Origin of the sequence: Enterococcus sp. DIV0086 (assembly GCF_050498705.1) — a bacterium.
Lineage (GTDB): Bacteria > Bacillota > Bacilli > Lactobacillales > Enterococcaceae > Enterococcus > Enterococcus faecalis.
Genome location: NZ_JBNIDN010000001.1, coordinates 2,281,819 through 2,302,352 on the forward strand (window position 1 = coordinate 2,281,819; position 20,534 = coordinate 2,302,352).

Consider the following 20,534-nt stretch of genomic DNA (forward strand, 5'->3'; position numbering starts at 1 on the left):
TAAAAATAGGCTCCGACTTATTTTTTTGCTCTCTTTATCGATTGAAGCGGTAGCCACTTCCCCAGAGTGTTTCAATTGGAGAGTCAGAAAGATTGGCTTTTTTTAATTTTTCCCGAATCCGTTTAATGTGAACAACGACAGTCGAAACCTCAGTATCTAAGGCATCAAACCCCCAGACGCTTTCAAAAAGTTCTTCTTTATTCCATACACGGTTAGGATGTTCCATCAAGAAAACCAACAATTTGTATTCTTTGCTTGTAAAAATAACTTCATTTTCTAAAACAAACACTTTGTGGGCGGCAGTGTCGACAGCGATTTCATTGATTTTTAGTAATTGTGGTGGTTGTTCTGCTTTGCTTAACAATTGATAACGGTTCATATGGGCTTTTGCTCGAGCGACTAATTCATTGGGACTAAACGGCTTGATTATATAATCATCCGCACCTAAGCCAAGCCCACGAATTTTATCAATATCTTCTTTTTTAGCCGAAACAATCATGATCGGCGTTTGCTTTTTTTTCCGAATTGCACGACAGATTTCAAAACCATCCATAGTTGGCAGCATCACATCTAAAATAATTAAATCAAAGGGCTCATTTAAAGCTGCTTCCAATCCTTTTTTTCCATCATGTTCAATTGTGACAGTCATATCGTTAATTTCTAAATAATCTTTTTGCAAATCAGCAATGCTTGGATCATCTTCAATAATTAATACATGTGGTTTCATTTTTCATCCTCCAACAACGGCAGCGTAATTATCACGTTGGTGCCGTCTCCTTTTTTACTTGTGACAGTGATTGTTCCCTGATGATAGTCAATAATTTGTTTGACAATACTTAATCCCAAGCCGCTTCCTTTAACTGTTGGGGTTCGAGATTTGTCTACACGATAGAAGCGTTCGAATAAATAAGGTAATTCTTTTTTATCGATACCAATGCCGTTATCTGTAATGGTTAAAACTAAGTCTGTTTGATTATGCGTTAAAGAAATCGTAAAGGCTAGTTGTTCTTTAGTGGGATCCGCAAATTTAATGCTATTTTGAATTAGATTGGTAATCACGCGATTCATCTGCGTGGGATCCATTTGAACGTATAAAGCTTCGGTGGGAAGTACAGAAGTGATCACGAGTTCTTGTTCCAAACGGTATTCTTCAAGAATATGTGCAATAAAACGAGTGAAATTGGTCTTTTCCATTGTAAAGACAGCACGATCTAGGTCTAATTTAGAATACAAAAATAATTCTTCAATTAAATCATTGAGGCCTAAACTTTTTTCATGAATGACCGTTAAATAGCGCTGTTTTTTTTCTTCAGTATTGGCAACGCCATCCATCAAACCTTCAACGTAACCAATAATAGAAGTAATTGGTGTTTTTAAGTCATGAGAAATATTTGCAATTAATTCTTTCCGATTAGCTTCATATTTTTCGCGTTCCGCATTGGCTTCTTCTAAATCTTGCCACATTTGTTCAAAACTAAGTTGGAGCTGTTTGACTTCTGTTGAGACGGTTTGGTGGCTAGTTGGTGTAAATGGATTTTCTTTTTGGGCATCCTTACCCAATGTTTTAGTCGCTTTTTCTAATGCTTCTAATGGCTCGATAGTAGTTTTGGTTAAGCGCTTATTAATGAGCCAAGCTGCCGCAATTGCTACAAGGATAATTAACAAAATCATCCAGATAATCCAGCGTGTGAAGAACTCAAAAAGGCTGCTTTCGCGTTTCAAGACAATAAAGCTCCCGTTAGAACCATCTAAATAATGAAAATCGGATTTGACATAATGATATAGACGCCCTGCATTATCCAGTGTGCCAGTTGGCATAATATTATTCATTTCGTAGTTTGGAATATGTACAGACAAAGATTTTTCTACTAAATTATCCGAATAATAAGGAAACCGTGCATTCTTTCGAATAATCACACTTAATCCTTTTGCCTCAATTGTTTGAATCGTTTCCTTTAATTCTTTACTCAAAGGTGTATCTAGTAATTTCGGTGATTTTTTTAGCAGTTGATCTAAGGCCAAATAACTTTCTTCTTCGTTAGCGGTCAATGGTCGTTGCTTATTCATCATTCGGTAAGCTTGGGGCAAACTGGGGACAGTTCCTAATGTGATGTAAGAAGCTAAGGATAAAACAGCTAAAACAGAGGCTAAAGTAATAATGATGGCACTAATATAAGAAATAAAAAAGCGGCGTTTAATGGTCAAAAGCGTCCCTCCTAGTGGTTTTAATCTATTTCTTACTTATAGTGTATTACAAGTGAACAAAAAAAAGCTAGTATTGTTATTAACTTTTTTTCATTTGTTTATAATTTGTTCATTTTTCGGCAAGTAGGAGTTTATAAGGCTTTGCTATTCTAAATATATCAAAAAGAAAAAGGGGATTACCAACCATGAAAAAGAAAAAAGTTTTTAGTGCGCTTACCTTATTAACCTTTAGTACGTTGTTGATTGCAGGCTGTGCTGGCGGAGCCAACTCTGCAACAGATAAATCAAGTGCAGCTAGCTCAAGCACTGCAGTCTCTAGTTCAGCAGAAGCAGCTAAAGAGCAATCAAAAGGACAAGAATTAACAGAAATTTTATCCAGTACTGATTGGCAAGGCACAAAAGTTTACGACAAAAATAATAATGATTTAACAGCAGAAAATGCTAATTTTATTGGTTTAGCAAAATATGATGGTGAAACAGGTTTTTATGAATTTTTCGACAAAGAAACAGGTGAAACCCGTGGCGATGAAGGCACATTCTTTGTGACAGACGATGGCGAAAAGCGTATCTTAATTTCGGATACACAAAACTATCAAGCGGTGGTCGATTTAACGGAAGTGACGAAAGATAAATTTACCTATAAGCGAATGGGTAAAGATAAAGACGGGAAAGATGTAGAAGTCTTTGTAGAACATATCCCTTATTCTGACGAGAAATTAACCTTTACGAATGGCCGTAAAGATTTAGAAACAGAAACTGGCAAGATTGTTACCAGTGAACCTGGGGATGACATTTTAGGGGCTACATTATGGAATGGCACGAAAGTTTTAGATGAAGACGGTAACGATGTTACTGAAGCAAATAAAATGTTTATTAGTTTAGCGAAATTTGATAATAAAACAAGTAAATATGAATTCTTTGATTTAGAAACGGGTAAAACCCGTGGAGATTTTGGTTACTTCCAAGTAATTGATAATAACAAAATCCGGGCCCACGTTTCAATTGGTGACAATAAATATGGAGCTGCGTTAGAATTAACAGAATTAAATGATAAACGTTTTACGTATACACGAATGGGTAAAGACAACAATGGCAAAGAAATTAAAGTCTTTGTAGAACATGAACCATATGAAGGAGACTTTACGCCAGACTTCACGTTCTAATTAGTCAATCACGAGTGGATGAAGCGGTCAAAAGGAAGTAAAGGATTCTTTTGACCGCTTCATTTTTAACAAAAAAATAGTTTATAGTTTTTTTAATCGTTTATAAATTGTTCATTTTTCTGACAGTGGTAGTTTAGAATCGTTTGTTAAGATAGGTTTATCAAAGAAAAGGAGCGATGCTTTATGAAAAAGAAAGTATTAAGTTCGATTACTTTAGTAACATTAAGTACGTTACTTATAGCAGGTTATGCAAGTCCAGCATTTGCAGATCATGCAGCCAATCCAAATAGTGCTACAGCAAATTTAGGCAAACATCAAAACAATGGCCAAACAAGAGGCGACAAGGCGACTAAGATTTTATCTGGCACGGACTGGCAAGGAACCCGTGTTTATGATGCTGCTGGTAATGATTTAACGGCAGAAAATGCTAATTTTATTGGTTTAGCAAAATATGATGGTGAAACCGGTTTTTACGAGTTTTTCGACAAAAATACTGGGGAAACCCGTGGTGACGAAGGAACATTTTTTGTGACAGGTGATGGCACAAAACGAATTTTAATTTCGCGGACACAAAATTATCAAGCCGTAGTGGATTTAACCGAAGTGAGTAAAGACAAATTTACTTACAAGCGTTTAGGAAAAGATAAACTGGGGAATGATGTTGAAGTTTACGTGGAACACATCCCTTATCATGGGAAAAAATTAGCTTTTACAAATGGACGTGAAGCATTAACCAATCAAACTGGCAAAATTTTGACAAATAAATCAGGGGATAAAATTTTAGGAACAACCTTGTGGAATGGTACAAAAGTCGTAGATAAAAACGGTAATGATGTGACAGCGGCCAATCAAAATTTCATTAGTTTAGCGAAATTTGATCCAAACACAAGTAAATATGAATTTTTCAATTTACAAACAGGTGAAACCCGCGGCGATTTTGGGTACTTCCAAGTGGTGGACAATAACAAGATCCGGGCTCATGTATCTATTGGTACGAATCGCTACGGTGCAGCGCTAGAATTAACGGAACTAAACAATGATCGATTTACGTATACTCGAATGGGTAAAGATAATGCTGGGAATGATATTCAAGTGTTCGTGGAACATGAACCTTACCAAGGCACATATCATCCAGCCTTTACTTTCTAAAAGTCTCTTGTCTTCTCTCTTATTTAACAAAAGAACGTCCCCCAACGTTCTTTTGTTTTCTCTTCTTCTATAAATAAATTGTTATTAGTTATAATTAAATATTATTATTAAGATAATTATAGTGATTATTATTTAATAATTTGTTCATATTATGGACAGGTGGAGTTAATAACTACTTGCTATCCTTAAATTATCAAAAGGAAAGGGAGTAGTCGTTTATGAAGAAAAAAATCGTTGGTACAATTACGTTGTTGGCTTTAAGTGCGTTATTAGTTGGTGGAGCAGGAGGGGCTTTGACGGCAGAAGCATACGTTCCTCAAAGCGTAGACAATCCCAATAATTTAGGGGATTTACCTGAGTATTTACGTTCAGTTGGTATTAGACAAGATGAAGGATTATCAGAAAAAGATTGGGCTGGAACACGCGTTTATGATCGAAATGGGAATGACTTAACAGATGAAAATCAAAACCTATTACATGCAATCAAATTTGATGCAACCACTAGTTTCTATGAATTTTTTGATAAAGAGACTGGAGAATCAACAGGAGATGAAGGAACCTTCTTTATGACCGCTGGTATTACAGATGTTTCCCGTCTTGTAATTATTTCTGAAACCAAAAATTATCAAGGTGTATACCCACTTAGAACTTTATACCAAGATACTTTTACGTATAGACAGATGGGGAAAGATAAAAACGGAAATGATATTGAAGTTTTCGTAGAAAACAAAGCAACCTCAGGACCAGTTTATGGTCGTCCGCAGCCATACCCCAATAATCGTCCCAGAACACTAGAATTCACGAATGGACGCCGTGCCATGACAGAACAAACAGGCCAGATTGATGTAAATCGACAAGGGGATGAAATTATTGGTAAAACTTCCTTTGATGGGACACCGCAACTTCTTTGGAATGGCACAAAAGTAGTGGATAAAGATGGCAATGACGTAACTTCGGCCAACCAAAACTTTATCAGCTTAGCGAAATTTGACCAAGATAGCAGCAAATATGAATTTTTCAATTTACAAACTGGGGAAACTCGTGGCGACTATGGCTACTTTAAAGTAGGAAATCAAAATAAATTCCGTGCCCATGTTTCGATTGGAACCAATCGCTATGGCGCTGTCTTAGAATTAACAGAATTGAATGATAATCGTTTTACGTACACACGAATGGGTAAAGATAACGAAGGAAACGATATCCAAGTCTATGTGGAACATGAACCATACCAAGGAACTTTTAATCCTGAATTTACCTTTTAAGAACAAAACATACGAATGGAAACCAAAAAAAGTTTCGACTTCTTTTGGTTTCTCTCTTTTTAAAATAGAAAAACAGAGAAAGCGTTTTAATCGACAAATAAAAAAAGATTCGTTAGATTAGAACCACTGGAGAAAAATCTCATATTTCTCTCGAGGAAAGGAAGTTGAGCACAATGAACAAAAAAATTTTAATGGGGCTATTAAGTGTCGTGACCATTCCATTACTTGCTGCGTGTCAAGGAGGAGAAACACCCTCCGCAGCGTCAAAAAATAGTCAAACGGTGACTACTCAAAGTAGTGCAAAAACTGAAAGCACCAGTACAACCCGTTCGGTGGCTCAAACAACATCAAAAGAGGAAGTGAAAGAACCGATGAAGACCTATGAAGTGGGTGCGCTTTTAGAAGCAGCCAATCAACGAGATACGAAGAAGGTCAAGGAAATTTTACAAGATACTACTTATCAAGTGGATGAAGTCGACACAGAAGGCAACACACCGCTCAATATCGCTGTTCACAATAATGACATTGAGATTGCAAAAGCGTTGATTGATCGGGGTGCCGATATTAATCTGCAAAACAGCATTAGTGATAGTCCCTATCTTTATGCGGGAGCGCAAGGACGTACGGAGATTTTAGCGTATATGTTAAAACATGCGACCCCAGATTTAAATAAGCATAACCGTTACGGTGGCAATGCGTTAATTCCGGCAGCTGAAAAAGGACATATTGACAATGTGAAGCTCTTGTTAGAAGATGGACGAGAAGACATAGATTTCCAAAATGACTTTGGCTATACAGCATTGATTGAGGCAGTGGGGTTACGTGAAGGGAACCAACTTTACCAAGATATTGTAAAATTGTTAATGGAAAATGGTGCGGATCAATCCATTAAAGACAATTCTGGTCGAACAGCAATGGACTATGCCAATCAAAAAGGTTATACGGAAATTAGTAAAATTTTAGCACAGTACAACTAAGTATTGTGTCCTTTCGGGAAGGAATAAATACAGGTAGGAGTGAAGGAAAGCATGAATTATTGGTTAAAAAATGTTCGAATTGAAACAGGGTATCAAAAAGAAGGTGACTGGTTATCTGGGACAGTAACCAAAGAAGTGGCAATTGAAGTAACAGATGGAGTATTTACGAAAATCATCCCCAATGAAGAATTGGTAGAAGAACCTGGGTTGACAATTATTGATGGTCACCATCAATTGATTTTACCAGGTTTGATTGAAAAACATTGTCACTTTGATAAAAGTAAACTAGGTGTTCCGTGGTATCCGGTGACGCCAGCGAAGTCAATTGTGGAACGTGTCGAAGCAGAAATCCCTTATTTAGATAGTTTAGAACTTTCTTTAACAGAACGCGCCAACCATTTAATTGACTTAGAATTACCACATGGCGCGACAGCCTTCAGAACACATGTCGACGTGGAACCGATGACAGACTTACGTTATTTTGATGAAGTCCAAGCATTGGCCCAAACGAAACCATTTGCGGTAGAAATTGTCGTCTTTCCACAGCACGGCTTACTACGTTCAGATTCCGTTGAATTAGTTGATCAAGCATTGGCAAAAGGTGCCGATTTTATTGGTGGCGTGGATCCTTATTCACTAGATGGTGATTACAAAAAATCATTGGCTGAAACATTCCGCTTAGCAGATAAACATGGTGTCGGTGTGGATATTCATTTACATGACCGTCACGAAGCTGGGACAACAACGATTAAAGAAATTATCCGTTTAACGAAAGAATATGGCCTACAAGACAAAGTATTTATCAGCCATGCCTTCGGGTTAAATGATTTCATTGGTGAAGAACGTGACGAAGTTTATGATGCTTTAGCAGCAGAAAAAATTCATATTAATTCCAGCGTGCCAATCACACCTAACACGATTCCGCCAATTATGGAATTGTTACGTCATGGAGTCAATGTCCATCTTGGTTGTGACAATATCTACGATTGCTGGTCTCCCTATGGTGATGGTTCATTACAAGAAAAATTGGCTCGTTTAGGTGAACTTTTTAATGTGAAAGATCAAGATGCTTTAACCCAATTATTGGGCTTAGTGACAGATAGTGTCACAACTTTAGACGAACAAGGGCAAGCAAATTGGCCGCAAGTTGGTGCTGATGCAACTTACTTACTCACTGAAGCAGAATGTGCGGCGGCTTTTGTCGCTCGTCAGACACCGGTGGAAATCAGTGTGGTAAAAGGAACCACACTTTATCAAAAATAACAAAAAGAAGCGAGATTTCTCGCTTCTTTTTTTGTTATGCTTATCGTTCCTTCAGCCAGCTATCCAATTGCTCAAATAAAGTGATGACCGAAGGATCTTTGGTTTGTTTTAAAAAATCATGTTCTAAATAGTAAATCGCTTTAAAGGTACTCTCAGGAATGGTCCGTCCGATTTTTTTGCTATAGCGGAACGGCACTTCTTCGTCTGAGCTGCTAGCTGTACTGAAACAAGGTGGAAAAGTTTTTAATGTTTCGTCTGACAGTGCGTAAGCAGACCAGTCCCCATTTTCTGGTAATCCGTAAAAGTGCGGCAATAGCGCTTGCTGAATACTGTAATGATACAGCAGATAGCGAGAAAGAAAAGGATCATCCCAAACAGGCTTTGTTTGGTCGATGGTAGCTATTTCTTTAGCGGAAATGGCTTGCTTTAATAATTTTCGTGGCTCTTTAATAAATTCTAAATCTGTATAGCCGTAAAAATTGACTAAAAATTGTGGCGTCAAATTTAGTGTTTGTAATTGTTTGGTTAACTGTAACATTAAATAACCGCCAGCGGAACGCCCGCACAAACCAAATGGCTGGTTTTGAATAATCTCTTCGTTTAACAATTGGAAGGTTTCTGTTAGCGTCCCTAAGATGTGATCGATTTTTGTATTTGGAGCCAACAAATAGTCCAGCGCTAAAACGGTATAGCCATTGCTTGTAAACAGCTCCTTCAGTTCTTCTGGTAAATCACTTTTGGTTCCATAAATCATCCCGCCACCGTGTAAATAGACGACATAGTTCGTTGGTTCAGTCGTAGTGGGGTAGATAGTAACTGTTGCGCCATTAGCGAGTGTTTGATTGTTTTTCAAGTGCACGTCTCCTCATCTTTATAATGTATGTGGCAATTTCATAATTTAACAATTGCAAGGGATTGGCTAAGTCAATATCAAGAAGTTGTTCCACTTTGTTTAAACGATAACGAATCGTTTTTGAATGGAGGAACATCGCTTCAGAGGTCTGTTTATAGTTGCGATTATTTTGGAAAAAACTGTACAAGGTTTCAAACAAATCGTAGTTATTTTCGGCTAATTGATAAAATGCGCGAGGAATTAATTCGTCTAAATTTTCCAATTGGTCTTCGCGGATAAAATTTTTAAATACCCCGATATCGGCTAAGGTGACAATTGGTCCGTTATAAAAAGTTTCATTAAAGCGCAGAATGTCCAGACATTCAATCAGTAGCTCTTTAATCCCTTCTCGTGATTTTAAACTGCTGACGGCAACGGTAAGCGTGTCGTTTTCTTCTAAAAGTTCAGCTAATAAACGACTTAATTGCAGCTTTGTAATTTTTCCATCACTTTCATTGAAGTTAAAAAGGACCGCCGAATAATTTAGCTGATCAAAGAAGATGGATTTCACACGTAGGGTACGAAGTAAGGCAATAATTCGTTCTTTCATGAGTTGTGTATTGGTGTCTTTGGTAGAAAAAGCAATCGCTTGGTAAGAATCTAGCTCTTGCATTTGCACTTCACGAAGCAAACTGTTTAGCTCGTCAGGATTTTGCGGTGTATTTTGTAAAATAGCATCCGCTAAGTTGTTCAAACGAGTATACCGTTCTTTTTTTAACAAATTTTCGGTATTGAATTTTTCTTGTAAGACATCAATCGCATTTTCGATAATCACTAAATCCGTTTCTTTAACCTTTTCATCTTGTAAATAAACCAGAAGTAAACAATTAGTGGAATAACTATTGAAAATAGAAACTTCTAGTGCCAACTGTTTTTTGGGGTTGGCATGAGAATAAAGTGTTAAAAGAGAGTAATCATTTTTAGTGAACTCACTGTTTTTTAGTTTTTCTCTTGAGAGCACAATCGCATCATGGGGTAAGTCGCCATCGCTAATTTCCAGATGTTTATCCAACATTTTTAAAGCGAAGGGTAATTTAATGATGTCATAAAATTCTTGCATAATCGTCTCAACCGTTGGGTAGTGGCGCTCTAATTTGGTGAAACGTTGGCGCACATCGTAATACGTACGTAAGACATGCGACTGATAATTCAACAAAGGCTCGTAAATCGTAAATAGAATTTTTTCATAGCTAATGTCTTGTGTGATTTTAATTAAAGGAATTTCATAATTGAAACATAATTCGATAAACCACTCTGGAATCATTTTAATGAATCGATCTGTTTTCAAAATTAAGCCGCTGATGCCAATTCGGCGCATCTTTACGAAAAAATTTTCCAACTCTTTTTCGGGTAGATCATGCAATGCGTAGAAAGAAGTCAAAATTAACTGATTCTTTCTACTCCAGTTCTCAATGTCAATCGCTTCTAAGACCATTGCCGAGTCAACTTCATTGTCTAAACCAATCTCTTTCGTCAAAATTTTACCTTTTTTTAAGTCACCTATCGATAATAACTCTCTTAATTTCATCATTTTCTCCTTTTTTCCTCTTGTGGATAAAAATTATACCATTTTTTTAGAATTATGTCCGATGAAAACACTTTCTCGTTTCGATACAATAGCATTGTAAGGAATAGATAGGAGGATGAACAATGTTACACACAGTAATTTTGAAAAACAATTACCAAGACTCCATCAATTTAATGTTATTGACCAATAAAATCAATGCATTAGATGGTGTAACCATGAGTCAAATCATGATGGGAACAGATGCCAACAAAGACATCCTTAACAACACAAACTTGTTAACGGATGAGGCCAATAGTGCATCTGCAAACGACATGATGATTGTGGTTGACAGTGAAAAAGAAAACATCATGGAAGAAGTTATGCCAGCGATTGATGAATTCTTAGATGATTTATCAGCAAAGGGAACTAGTGAAGAAGCACAAGCAGCGACTTCTTGGTCAGAAGCGTTTGATCTTTTACCAGAGGCGAATGTAGCGCTATTCAGTATTCCTGGTGAATATGGTGCGCCAGAAATGGAACGTGCCTTAAAAAATGATTTACACGTGTTCTCTTTCACGGATAATGTGTCAATTGAAGATGAAGTACGTTTGAAAAAATTAGCGCATGAAAAAGGCTTACTAATGATGGGCCCTGACTGTGGAACTGGTATTATATCAAGTATTCCAATCGCCTTTACAAATGTTGTTTCTCCAGGAAACATTGGCGTTGTTGGTGCTTCAGGAACAGGGATTCAAGAAGTTACAACGATTATTGACCGCTTAGGTGGCGGAGTTGTTCACGCCATTGGAACTGGTGGTCGTGACTTAAGCGACAAAGTAGGCGCTATCACAGTGAAAGATGCTATTGTGGCTTTAGAAAATCACGAACCAACCGATGTGATTACAGTTATTTCTAAACCACCTGCAAAAGAAGTTCGTGATGAAGTGGTTGAATTATTACAAAGCATTTCAAAACCAGTCGTTGCGATTTTCTTAGGAGAAAAACCAACAAGTCACGAAGGCAAAGTTTATCTAGCTCATACATTAGAAGAAACAGCTAAAATTGCTGTTGATTTAGCAAATGATGTGGCCGTGAAGAAAAATTACTTTGAAGCATTAGCAAAACCAGCTGTACCAACATTACCAGAAGATAAAGTTGTAAAAGGCTTATATTCAGGTGGTACATTAGCTTCTGAAGCAGGTATGTTAATTTCAGAAGCTTTAGATCTTGGCGGTTTAGTGAAAGCAGAAGGTTATGTCTTGAAATCTCACGGTTATGAAGTCATTGACTTAGGCGATGATATGTATACACAAGGTCGTCCGCACCCAATGATTGACCCAGATGTTCGTATCGAAAAAATTCGTGAATACGCACAAGATGAAAAAACGGGGATTATCTTATTCGATGTGGTGTTAGGCTATGGTGCTCATGAAGACATGGTTGGTGCATTGTTACCAGCAATTGAAGAAGCGCGTGCCACAGCCAAAGAAGCAGGACGTGATCTTTACTTTGTTGCAACTGTCTGTGGGACGACGAAAGATCCGCAAAATTACCAATCGTCTGTTGATCGTTTGAAAGAAGGCGGCGTTTTAGTAGCAGAAAGCAATGCTAAAGCTGTTCAATTAGCTCTATTGCTAAAAGGAATCGAAATTTCAGAAGACGATAAAGAAGTGGTTGCTTACAACGGACCAACTGTCGATGTACCAAAACCAGGCGAAAAAGTAATGGAACTATTAACAACCAAACCAAGAATCATTAACGTTGGGTTGCAAAGCTTTACAGAATCAATCGTTGATTACGGTGGCGAAACTGTTCAATTTAACTGGCGTCCACGTGCTAACGGCAATAAAAAAATGATTAAAATTTTGGATGCTTTGGAAGATTACAGTGAACAAATCGAAGCTGAAAATCACAAAGTAACAGACAAAATTAAAAATGCACAACCATTCTTAGTAGATGTGGTACCTGCAAAATCAGTGATTCCAGAATTAAATGATGACGCACAAAAAACATTACTTCATGCTGGACCACCAATCCAATGGTCTGAAATGACTGGACCAATGAAAGGTGCTTGTATCGGAGCTGCATTATTCGAACGTTGGGCAGACAATGAAGAAGATGCTTTGAAGATTTTTGAAGCTGGCGAAGTACGTTTCATTCCTTGTCACCATGTAAAAGCAGTAGGACCAATGGGCGGTATTACTTCTGGTAATATGCCAGTCTTTGTTGTAGAAAATCGCTTAGAAGGTAACGAAGCATACTGTATCTTGAATGAAGGTATCGGTAAAGTATTGCGTTTTGGTGCTTATTCACAAGAAGTGGTTGATCGTTTAGATTGGATTAAAGATGTTTTAGGACCAACTATTGCGAAAGCCTTGAAACTTTCTGAAGAAGGCTTGAACTTAAACGTATTGATTGCGCGCTCTATTACAATGGGTGACGAGTTCCACCAAAGAAATATTGCCGCATCTTTGAACTTCTTAAAAGAATTGTCTCCATTAATTATCAAAACAGATATTCCAGAAGATCAAAAATACGAAGTAATCAAATTCTTAGCTGACACAGATCAATTCTTCTTAAATGTCATGATGGCAACTGGAAAAGCAATTGTTGATGGTGCCCGTAAAGATACCAACGGAACGATTGTCACAACGATGACTCGTAACGGCGTGAACTTTGGGGTCCGGATTGCAGAAACAGGCGATCAATGGCATACCGCACCAGTAAATACACCAAAAGGTCTTTACTTCACTGGTTTCAGCGAAGAAGACGGAAATCCTGATGTCGGGGATAGTGCAATTACTGAAACAGTAGGCGTTGGAGCAATGGCTATGGTAGCTGCACCTGGCGTAACACGGTTTGTTGGTGCAGGTGGCTTTGAAGATGCGTTAGCAACCTCAAATGAAATGGCAAAAATCTGTGAAGGACACAACCCAACATTCTCAATTCCAACTTGGGATTTCCAAGGAACTTGTTTAGGAATTGATATCCGTAAAGTGGTGGAATTAGGAATTACACCAATCATCAATACAGGGATTGCACACAAAAATGCCGGTGTTGGTCAAATTGGTGCAGGGACAGTTAGAGCACCTCTAGGCTGTTTTGAAAAAGCCCTAGAAGCGTATGCTGAGAAACTAGGCATTACGGTTGAATAACCAACTAGTCATTAGTGACTACATTTTTCCTATCCACCAATATGGCAAGATGGGAACCATTCACAGTGTTTTTGAACGTTCATTTAATCTGAAAGTCCAGGATCAATTAATCAATGTTGCAAACTTCCATAATTATTTATCAAGCTTTGGTATGTTTTTGCCAGATCAATTGTTTCAAGAAATCTTTCCGTATGTACAACAAGGTAATAAAGTCAAAATCACAGAAAATCAGTTGACCTTTTACAGTACAGTCGGCGTGAAAACGATCCAACTCACACCTGCCGAGGTCGTTTCTTTAAACATTACTCATTTCAAGTTAGAAAAAGACCAATTACGCTTGTTGCGAGACCGCTTATTAGCGAGAAACTTAGAACGTAGAATTGGCCTGCCTTTAGACGAACGAGCGAAGCATATTTTCAAAAAAATGAGCCAAAAACAAAAAGTTTGGACACTATCGGAATGGCAAGAAGTAACGAATTATCTGATTGGTCGGGGCAAAGGGTTAACCCCGAGTGGTGATGACATTTTAGTGGCGTATCAAACAATTCTGTTCATACTTGCTGATGAAAGAGCTGCGGCGTTAGCCGCTACTCTTTCGGCAGCAAATTTATCCACAACAGATGTTAGTAAAGGCTATATTGCAAGCTCGGCTAAAGGATATGTAAATTCATTGTTGTATCAGTTACTCTTGGATTTGGAGAACCATCGGGATAATAGAGTTGACGAAAATATTGACAGAATTATACAAATCGGACATTCCTCTGGTAAAGATATGTCATTTGGAATGTTACTAGCTTTACAATCTGTAGAGTTAGATGAGAAGTGAGGAGAAGACATGGAGAATAGTAAAAAAAATCAAGCAGTGCAAGTGAGCAATAGTTACTGGATTAAAGTCGTAGCCATTTTCTTCGTAGGCTGGATTTTAATGTACGCAACACGAACTATTTTTAATCCAGTGATGGGGGTCATTGGAGAACAATTTGGTCTAAGTAACACACAACTTGGTTTAGCCAATAGCATCTTCTTTCTAACCTATGCTGTTGCACAGATTCCTTTTGGGATGATTGGCGATAAAATTGGGCGGAAATTAGTCATTGCTGTTGGGTTTATCGTTCTTGCTATTTCTACTTATTTTAGTGGATTAGCGACAACCTTTGTTATGTTTTTAGTCATTCGTGCAATTGCTGGTATTGGTCAAGGAGCTTACTATGGCCCACAATATGCGCTATCGACAGAAGCGATTCCAGCAAGTAAACGGACCATCGGTAATGCCATCATCAATAGTGGGATGGCCTTCGGTACATCAGGTGGGTACTTACTTTCAAGTAAGTTGGTTTTAGAAAATGGTGAACATTGGAGCAAACCATTCTTTATCATGGCGATTCCAACGTTTATCGTAGGAATTCTTTTCTATACAATTTTGAAAGAAAAAGTGATTCGTCCTGGTGAAGAAGCTGCACGAGCAGCTGCTGAAGAAGGACCACAAGAAAAGATCTCATTAAAAGAAATTTTCTCAAATCGTAATTTATTAGCCGCATTTATTTTATGTTTCACAAGTATTTATGCAAACTTTGTCATTATTACTTGGTTGCCACAATTTTTAATTGCTGAACGTGGCTTTACAGGAGCGAGCGTTGGTTTCATTTCATCACTTGTACCATGGGCCTCTATTCCAGGCGCCTTAATCTTCGCTCGTTTGAATGATAAAACAGGTGCGACGAAAAAATTAGTCTTTACATTAGTACCTTTAGCAATCCTATCTGTCTTTGCGATTGCTTTTGTAACAAATCGGACATTGTTAATTTCTGTTTTAATTCTTTATGGGTTAACAGGGAAATTAGCGTTAGATCCAATTATGGTGACTTTTGTTACCAAACATGCACCAAAAGCGGCCTTAGGAACAACGTTAAGTGCCTATAATTTTATCGGGATGTCAGGGTCAATCCTAGCACCGTATGTCACAGGATATTTAGCAGATACAGCAGGCTCAATGCAAGTTGGCTTCTATCTTTCTTGTGTACTATTAGTTATTGGTTTACTAGCTTTTGCTTTCTTAGCTAAAGATGAAAGTAAACCGAAATTAGGTTAATTATCCCTTCGATAATGACTGAAACAATCAAAATGAGCAAGACAAAATCTTTCATTTCGTAAACAAATTATTTCTTATCCGTCGATACTGAAAAGATTTTGTCTTTGCTTTACTAAAAAGGAGCGAATCAATCAATGAGTTTAAACGTAATTGCCCTAGGTGGGAATGCTATTTTAGATACGGATCCAACAGATGAAGGCCAAAAAGCCGTCGTTAATCACGCGGCCAAATATATTGCAGAATTTGTTGCTAAAGGGGAACAAGTCATTGTCTGTCACGGAAACGGACCACAAGTAGGGAATTTGCTTTTACAACAAAAAGCAGGCGAAAGTGAAAAAAATCCAGCGTTGAAATTGGATACTTGTGTTGCGATGACACAAGGAAGCATCGGTTACTGGTTACAAAATGCTTTAACTAATGAGTTTGAAAAACGTAACATTGCTAAACCAGTTATCTCTGTAGTTACACAAGTGCGTGTGGACAAAGAAGATCCTTCGTTTAAAAAACCATCCAAACCAATTGGTCCATTCTATACAAAAGAAGAAGCTGACGCAGAAGCAGCCAAAGATGGCTCTACGTATGTGGAAGATGCTGGCCGTGGCTACCGAAAAGTTGTTCCATCACCAATGCCTAAAGAAATTGTTGAAAAAGAGGCGGTTCGTGCTTTAGTAGAGGCGGACGTTTTAACTATCTGTTCTGGTGGCGGGGGCATTCCGGTCGTAGCAGAAGACGGACAATACGTAGGTGTGGAAGCGGTTAACGACAAAGATTTCTCTGCACGTGTTTTAGCTGAAAACGTTGATGCAGACCGTTTGATTATTTTGACAGGCGTTGATAACATCTACATTAATTACAATCAACCAGATCAAAAAGCATTAGAACAAATCAGTGTAGCCGAAGCAGAAGAATACATTAAAGAAGGTCACTTTGCTGCTGGTAGTATGCTACCAAAAATCGAAGCTGCCTTAGACTTCGTAAAAGGTGATGACAAACGGAAAGCAATCATTACTTCTATCGAAAACTTAGAAAACATCGATAAAGAAGCAGGAACTGTGATCAGTCAAAAGGGGTAGTTTACCATGAAAAAACCGTCCATGATCACCCAAATTGCAATTGCTGTTGTCGTAGGAATCCTCGTAGGACTCTTGATTCCTGCTAGCGGCAATTACTTGAAAATAGTTGGAGATGTCTTTTTGCGACTGATGCAAATGGCTATTCCTATCTTGATCTTAGGGCAAATTGTCCAAGCAGTTGGCAGTATTAATCCAAAAGAATTAACGAGCCTTGGGGGTAGAACAATCGCTGTTTTCGGGATTTCCTCCTTAGCTGCCACTTTATGGGGCGTCCTAATGGCAGTCATTTTTAATCCAGGATACGGTGTTAAAATGACTGGCTTCCAAGATGCTTCTATTAAAGCACAAGAAATCTCAATCACTGATACGATTTTAAATTTCGTTCCGAAAAATATTTTTGATTCACTGACTCAAGGATCGATTATTCAAATTATTGTCTTTGCATTATTTTTTGGTTTAGCACTGAATAAATACTTACAAAGCCATCCAGAGACGCAACTCTTCCAAATAATTGTGGACTTTAATGAAGTTATCATTACAGTCATTCGATACGTCATGTATCTAGCACCTCTGGGGATTTTTGCTTTAATTGCTTCAACAATTAGTCACTTAGGCCTTCAAATTATTTTACCGTTAGTGAAGTATCTATTGGTCTATGGATTAGGAACTATTTTATTTTTGGGCATCTGGATTTTGGTTATCACATTGTACTGTAAAGTAAGTCCACTACGTTTAATTACAAACATGAAAAATATGTCTGTGATGGCCTTGGCGACAACTTCTTCAGCAATTACTTTACCAGTAGCTTTGGAAGAAACAGAAACAAAATTAGGTTTAAGTAAGCGAATTACTAACTTAGTGTTGCCGTTAGGTATGTCGTTAAACAGTAACGGTTCAGCGATGCATATGGCTTTTACTGTAATGACTATCGCTCAGATGTATCAGCTAGAGTTTGATATTACGAAAATGATTTACTTAGCAATTACAGCAACGTTTGTCTCACTAGCAAACGCAGTTGTTCCCGGTGCGGGCTTAGTCTCACTGGCAGTGATTGTTCCGCAAATGGGTTTACCCATTGAGAGTATTGCAATTTTTGCAGGCGTCGAATGGTTTGTTGGCATGTTACGAACAATTTTAAATGTCAATTCAGATGTTTACTCTGCTATTCTAGTTGCAAAATCAGTGGATGAAATTGACTATACTGTCTTTAACAGTAGCAATAAGTAGTGAAAAAAGGGGAGGAAATGCAAGGACGAAGAAGAAAATCACTTGTTTTCTTTCCCTTTTTTAAGATTAATGATAAAGGAGCAAGCGCAATGGAAGAAATGGTTGTCGTTACACCGGAAAAATTAGAAAAGCTGATGAAACAAAAATTAGAAGCTGCTGGTTTACATTCTGAACATGCCGAAGAAGTTGCTCGACATTTAACTTTTGCAGATGCTAGCGGTATTCATTCACACGGGGCGGTTCGTATGGATTATTATGCGGAACGGATTGCAAAAGGCGGGATCACGATTGACCCCGAATTATCATTTGAAAAAACTGGACCGTCCACTGCCATTTTTCATGGCGATAATGGCGTGGGTCAATTTGTTTGTAACGAAGCATTAGCTGCTGCAGTTGATCTAGCCAAAGAATCAGGGTTAGCATATGTTGGCGTTTCTCAAACGAGTCATAGCGGGACGTTATCGTATTATGTTAAAAAAGCAGCGGAACAAGGCATGGTTGCTCTTTCGATGTGTCAATCTGATCCAATGGTGGTACCGTTTGGTGGTACAAGCAATTATTTTGGGACAAATCCAATCGCTTTTGCAGCACCTAGAGCAGGTCATGAACCAGTCGTGTTTGATATGGCTACGACAGTACAGGCTTGGGGGAAAATTTTAGATGCACGTTCAAGAGATGTTGAAATTCCCGACACGTGGGCAGTAGACGAAAAAGGCCAGCCAACGACTGATCCTTATGAAGTACGAGGTTTATTGCCGATTTCAGGACCAAAAGGATATGGACTAATGATGATGGTCGATGTCTTAGCTGGTTCGTTGTTAGGCTTACCTTTTGGCAAACATGTCAGCTCCATGTATGCGGATTTAACGGAGAAACGGAATCTGGGTCAGATGTTTTTAGTCATTGATCCAAGCCGCTTTACAGATTCTGAACGATTTAAAGAAAATATTAATCAAATGGTGGAAGAACTTCATAGTGTGCCTACAGCAGAAGGGTTTCAACAAGTTTACTATCCAGGAGAAATTGGTCAGCTAAACTATCAAAAAGCCATGTCAGAAGGCATTGAAATTCCACAAAGTATTTATGATTATTTAGTTAGTGAGATTGTACATTACGATAAATATGGCGGGCAAGGTGCCTTTGCCAAATAATGAGGAGCTCAGAGAGTATTCGCTACTGCGTTGCTCTCGCCTTCTTTCTATTGGAGGAAAGTAAAATGAAAAAATCGTCAAAAGTAGCACTTATTTTTGCATTCTTAGTTAGTATTTTTGTGCCAGTTGTGGCCTTTGCTGATGAGATTGGGGATGTAGTTGCCCCGACAGGAATCATGGCATTAGTTGTGATTATTCCATTGATTGTTGTTTTGGTTCTATTGTTTATGAAAGTCGATATGATTATCGCTGGTTTAATTGGTGGCGTCTTAGCGATGCTGATTGGTGGCATTGGACTAGAAGAAGCGAATAAACAGATGTTGGAAGCTATCCCGATGATGTTAGGAATTACCGTTCCCATCATTAATTCAGCTGTTGCGATGGCGGTCTTTAAAGCAGGTAGTTATTCAGCTGCATTAACTTTAGCCAAACGAGGCACAAAAGGAAAAGTCGAGTATGTTTCAGCTTTTATTGTTATCTTATTAGCCGCAGCCACATATATGTCAGGAATTGGTGGCGGAAGTGCGATGGTTATTGCGCCATTGGCCTTTGCCGCAGTTGGCGTTGTTCCTGAATTAATTGCAGCAATGTCTTTAGCTGCTGCGGTATCATTTACAACATCACCCGCTTCATTAGAATCAAGTATTGTTTCAAAATTAGGCGATATCAGTGTCGGTTCATATGTTTCAACCATGCGACCTTACTGGTTATTCTTCGTAGCATTAGCGATTGTGTTAGCCTTTTGGGGAACGAAACATAGAAATGTTGGCTTTAAAGAGTCGGCAGATGATGAATTTGATAAAAAGAGCAATGGTGAATTATTTAAAATTACCTTGCCAGCCATTTTCTTATTGTTTGCTGTAATTTTTGGACCAATTGTGAATGATTTAATTGGTTTTGCCTTCTTTACGCCACTTGTATACATGATTTTAACATTAGTTTTAATTTTCTTATGTACAGATTTCTCAATGAACAAATCTGTCGAAGCGATGGTAGATGGGTCTACATATATTTTGACTCGTTTATTCCAAGTAGGGATTTTCTTAGCCTTTATTAATGTTATTGCACAAACAGGAACGTTTGCTGTAATCGCAGGTGTTGCTGAAAATGCACCAGCCTTTATTGTCGTGCCAGTTGCCATTTTAACAGGGATTTTAATTGGGATTCCAGCTGGGGCCTACGTAGGTTCTGTTTTAACTTTAGTGCTACCAGTTGCTGTATCGTTGAACTTCCCGCCGTTAGCATTAGGTTTTGTAGCAATGGGTGTTGGTTTAGGTAGTCAAATGAGTTTCGTTAATATTACTATGCAAGCTTTATCTTCAGGCTTCCAAATTCCAATTTTGGATGTTGTTAAAGGAAACGTGAAATGGTTAAGTATTGCCTCTGTACTATTATTAGTTATCGGTTTAATCTTTGGATAA

16 protein-coding genes are annotated in these 20,534 nt (G+C 38.0%); 12 read left to right on the plus strand and 4 right to left on the minus strand.

Going from position 1 to position 20,534, the window contains the following annotated elements:
* Positions 1-34: 34 nt before the first annotated feature.
* A complete protein-coding gene (locus tag IGI63_RS11135; RefSeq protein WP_002355236.1) occupies positions 35-727 on the minus strand; it encodes a response regulator transcription factor in 693 nt (230 codons plus the stop codon).
* The gene (locus IGI63_RS11140; RefSeq protein ID WP_002385380.1) at positions 724-2,067 is read right to left on the minus strand and encodes a sensor histidine kinase; all 1,344 of its coding nucleotides are present in this window, start codon (positions 2,065-2,067) and stop codon (positions 724-726) included. Before IGI63_RS11140 ends, IGI63_RS11135 begins: the two co-directional genes overlap by 4 nt.
* Positions 2,068-2,390: 323 nt before the next feature.
* Between IGI63_RS11140 and IGI63_RS11145 the strand changes: the two genes are divergently transcribed.
* From IGI63_RS11145 to IGI63_RS11165, 5 genes are all read left to right on the plus strand, one after another.
* Positions 2,391-3,368 carry a DUF4822 domain-containing protein gene (locus tag IGI63_RS11145; protein ID WP_002358366.1) on the plus strand — a complete coding sequence of 326 codons (978 nt, stop codon included), beginning with the start codon at positions 2,391-2,393 and terminating at the stop codon, positions 3,366-3,368.
* A gap of 183 nt (positions 3,369-3,551) precedes the next feature.
* Positions 3,552-4,517 carry a DUF4822 domain-containing protein gene (locus IGI63_RS11150; protein ID WP_429975803.1) on the plus strand — a complete coding sequence of 322 codons (966 nt, stop codon included), beginning with the start codon at positions 3,552-3,554 and terminating at the stop codon, positions 4,515-4,517.
* A 218-nt stretch (positions 4,518-4,735) separates the two neighbouring features.
* Complete coding sequence (locus IGI63_RS11155) at positions 4,736-5,779, plus strand: DUF4822 domain-containing protein (protein WP_002387660.1); 1,044 nt, start codon at positions 4,736-4,738, stop codon at positions 5,777-5,779.
* A gap of 173 nt (positions 5,780-5,952) precedes the next feature.
* Positions 5,953-6,756 (plus strand): ankyrin repeat domain-containing protein, encoded by an 804-nt coding sequence (locus IGI63_RS11160; protein WP_002379049.1) that lies wholly within the window; start codon positions 5,953-5,955, stop codon positions 6,754-6,756.
* A gap of 51 nt (positions 6,757-6,807) precedes the next feature.
* A complete protein-coding gene (locus tag IGI63_RS11165) occupies positions 6,808-8,019 on the plus strand; it encodes an amidohydrolase family protein (protein ID WP_429975804.1) in 1,212 nt (403 codons plus the stop codon).
* 40 nt (positions 8,020-8,059) lie between these two features.
* Here the strand turns inward: IGI63_RS11165 and IGI63_RS11170 are convergent, their stop codons facing one another.
* Positions 8,060-8,872: an alpha/beta hydrolase gene (locus IGI63_RS11170; RefSeq protein WP_002393705.1), complete on the minus strand. Its 813-nt coding sequence runs from the start codon at positions 8,870-8,872 to the stop codon at positions 8,060-8,062.
* Positions 8,847-10,439: a PucR family transcriptional regulator gene (locus IGI63_RS11175; RefSeq protein ID WP_429975995.1), complete on the minus strand. Its 1,593-nt coding sequence runs from the start codon at positions 10,437-10,439 to the stop codon at positions 8,847-8,849. Before IGI63_RS11175 ends, IGI63_RS11170 begins: the two co-directional genes overlap by 26 nt.
* A 122-nt stretch (positions 10,440-10,561) precedes the next feature.
* Here IGI63_RS11175 and fdrA point away from each other — a divergent pair, with 122 nt between their 5' ends.
* The 7 genes from fdrA (at position 10,562) to IGI63_RS11210 (ending at position 20,534) form a co-directional block, all read left to right on the plus strand.
* Positions 10,562-13,573: a DUF1116 domain-containing protein gene (gene fdrA, locus IGI63_RS11180; protein ID WP_002355249.1), complete on the plus strand. Its 3,012-nt coding sequence runs from the start codon at positions 10,562-10,564 to the stop codon at positions 13,571-13,573.
* Positions 13,566-14,399: a DUF2877 domain-containing protein gene (locus IGI63_RS11185; RefSeq protein WP_002355250.1), complete on the plus strand. Its 834-nt coding sequence runs from the start codon at positions 13,566-13,568 to the stop codon at positions 14,397-14,399. Before fdrA ends, IGI63_RS11185 begins: the two co-directional genes overlap by 8 nt.
* Before the next feature lie 9 nt (positions 14,400-14,408).
* A complete protein-coding gene (locus IGI63_RS11190; protein ID WP_002355251.1) occupies positions 14,409-15,662 on the plus strand; it encodes an MFS transporter in 1,254 nt (417 codons plus the stop codon).
* Positions 15,663-15,796: 134 nt separating this feature from the next.
* Positions 15,797-16,735: a carbamate kinase gene (gene arcC, locus IGI63_RS11195; protein ID WP_002355252.1), complete on the plus strand. Its 939-nt coding sequence runs from the start codon at positions 15,797-15,799 to the stop codon at positions 16,733-16,735.
* 6 nt (positions 16,736-16,741) lie between these two features.
* Positions 16,742-17,962: a dicarboxylate/amino acid:cation symporter gene (locus IGI63_RS11200; RefSeq protein ID WP_429975805.1), complete on the plus strand. Its 1,221-nt coding sequence runs from the start codon at positions 16,742-16,744 to the stop codon at positions 17,960-17,962.
* 89 nt (positions 17,963-18,051) lie between these two features.
* Positions 18,052-19,113, plus strand: a complete 1,062-nt coding sequence (gene allD, locus IGI63_RS11205; protein WP_002413499.1) for an ureidoglycolate dehydrogenase — start codon at positions 18,052-18,054, stop codon at positions 19,111-19,113.
* Positions 19,113-20,534: a citrate transporter gene (locus IGI63_RS11210; protein WP_429975806.1), complete on the plus strand. Its 1,422-nt coding sequence runs from the start codon at positions 19,113-19,115 to the stop codon at positions 20,532-20,534. The genes allD and IGI63_RS11210 overlap by 1 nt, the downstream gene beginning before the upstream one ends.

Excerpts from the sequence above, each read along its gene's own strand:
- IGI63_RS11135 (WP_002355236.1), bottom strand. The coding sequence starts at position 727 with ATGAAACCACATGTATTAATTATTGAAGATGATCCAAGCATTGCTGAT.
- IGI63_RS11140 (WP_002385380.1), bottom strand. The coding sequence starts at position 2,067 with ATGAATAAGCAACGACCATTGACCGCTAACGAAGAAGAAAGTTATTTG.
- IGI63_RS11145 (WP_002358366.1), top strand. The coding sequence starts at position 2,391 with ATGAAAAAGAAAAAAGTTTTTAGTGCGCTTACCTTATTAACCTTTAGT.
- IGI63_RS11150 (WP_429975803.1), top strand. The coding sequence starts at position 3,552 with ATGAAAAAGAAAGTATTAAGTTCGATTACTTTAGTAACATTAAGTACG.
- IGI63_RS11155 (WP_002387660.1), top strand. The coding sequence starts at position 4,736 with ATGAAGAAAAAAATCGTTGGTACAATTACGTTGTTGGCTTTAAGTGCG.
- IGI63_RS11160 (WP_002379049.1), top strand. The coding sequence starts at position 5,953 with ATGAACAAAAAAATTTTAATGGGGCTATTAAGTGTCGTGACCATTCCA.
- IGI63_RS11165 (WP_429975804.1), top strand. The coding sequence starts at position 6,808 with ATGAATTATTGGTTAAAAAATGTTCGAATTGAAACAGGGTATCAAAAA.
- IGI63_RS11175 (WP_429975995.1), bottom strand. The coding sequence starts at position 10,439 with ATGAAATTAAGAGAGTTATTATCGATAGGTGACTTAAAAAAAGGTAAA.
- fdrA (WP_002355249.1), top strand. The coding sequence starts at position 10,562 with ATGTTACACACAGTAATTTTGAAAAACAATTACCAAGACTCCATCAAT.
- IGI63_RS11190 (WP_002355251.1), top strand. The coding sequence starts at position 14,409 with ATGGAGAATAGTAAAAAAAATCAAGCAGTGCAAGTGAGCAATAGTTAC.
- arcC (WP_002355252.1), top strand. The coding sequence starts at position 15,797 with ATGAGTTTAAACGTAATTGCCCTAGGTGGGAATGCTATTTTAGATACG.
- IGI63_RS11200 (WP_429975805.1), top strand. The coding sequence starts at position 16,742 with ATGAAAAAACCGTCCATGATCACCCAAATTGCAATTGCTGTTGTCGTA.
- allD (WP_002413499.1), top strand. The coding sequence starts at position 18,052 with ATGGAAGAAATGGTTGTCGTTACACCGGAAAAATTAGAAAAGCTGATG.
- IGI63_RS11210 (WP_429975806.1), top strand. The coding sequence starts at position 19,113 with ATGAGGAGCTCAGAGAGTATTCGCTACTGCGTTGCTCTCGCCTTCTTT.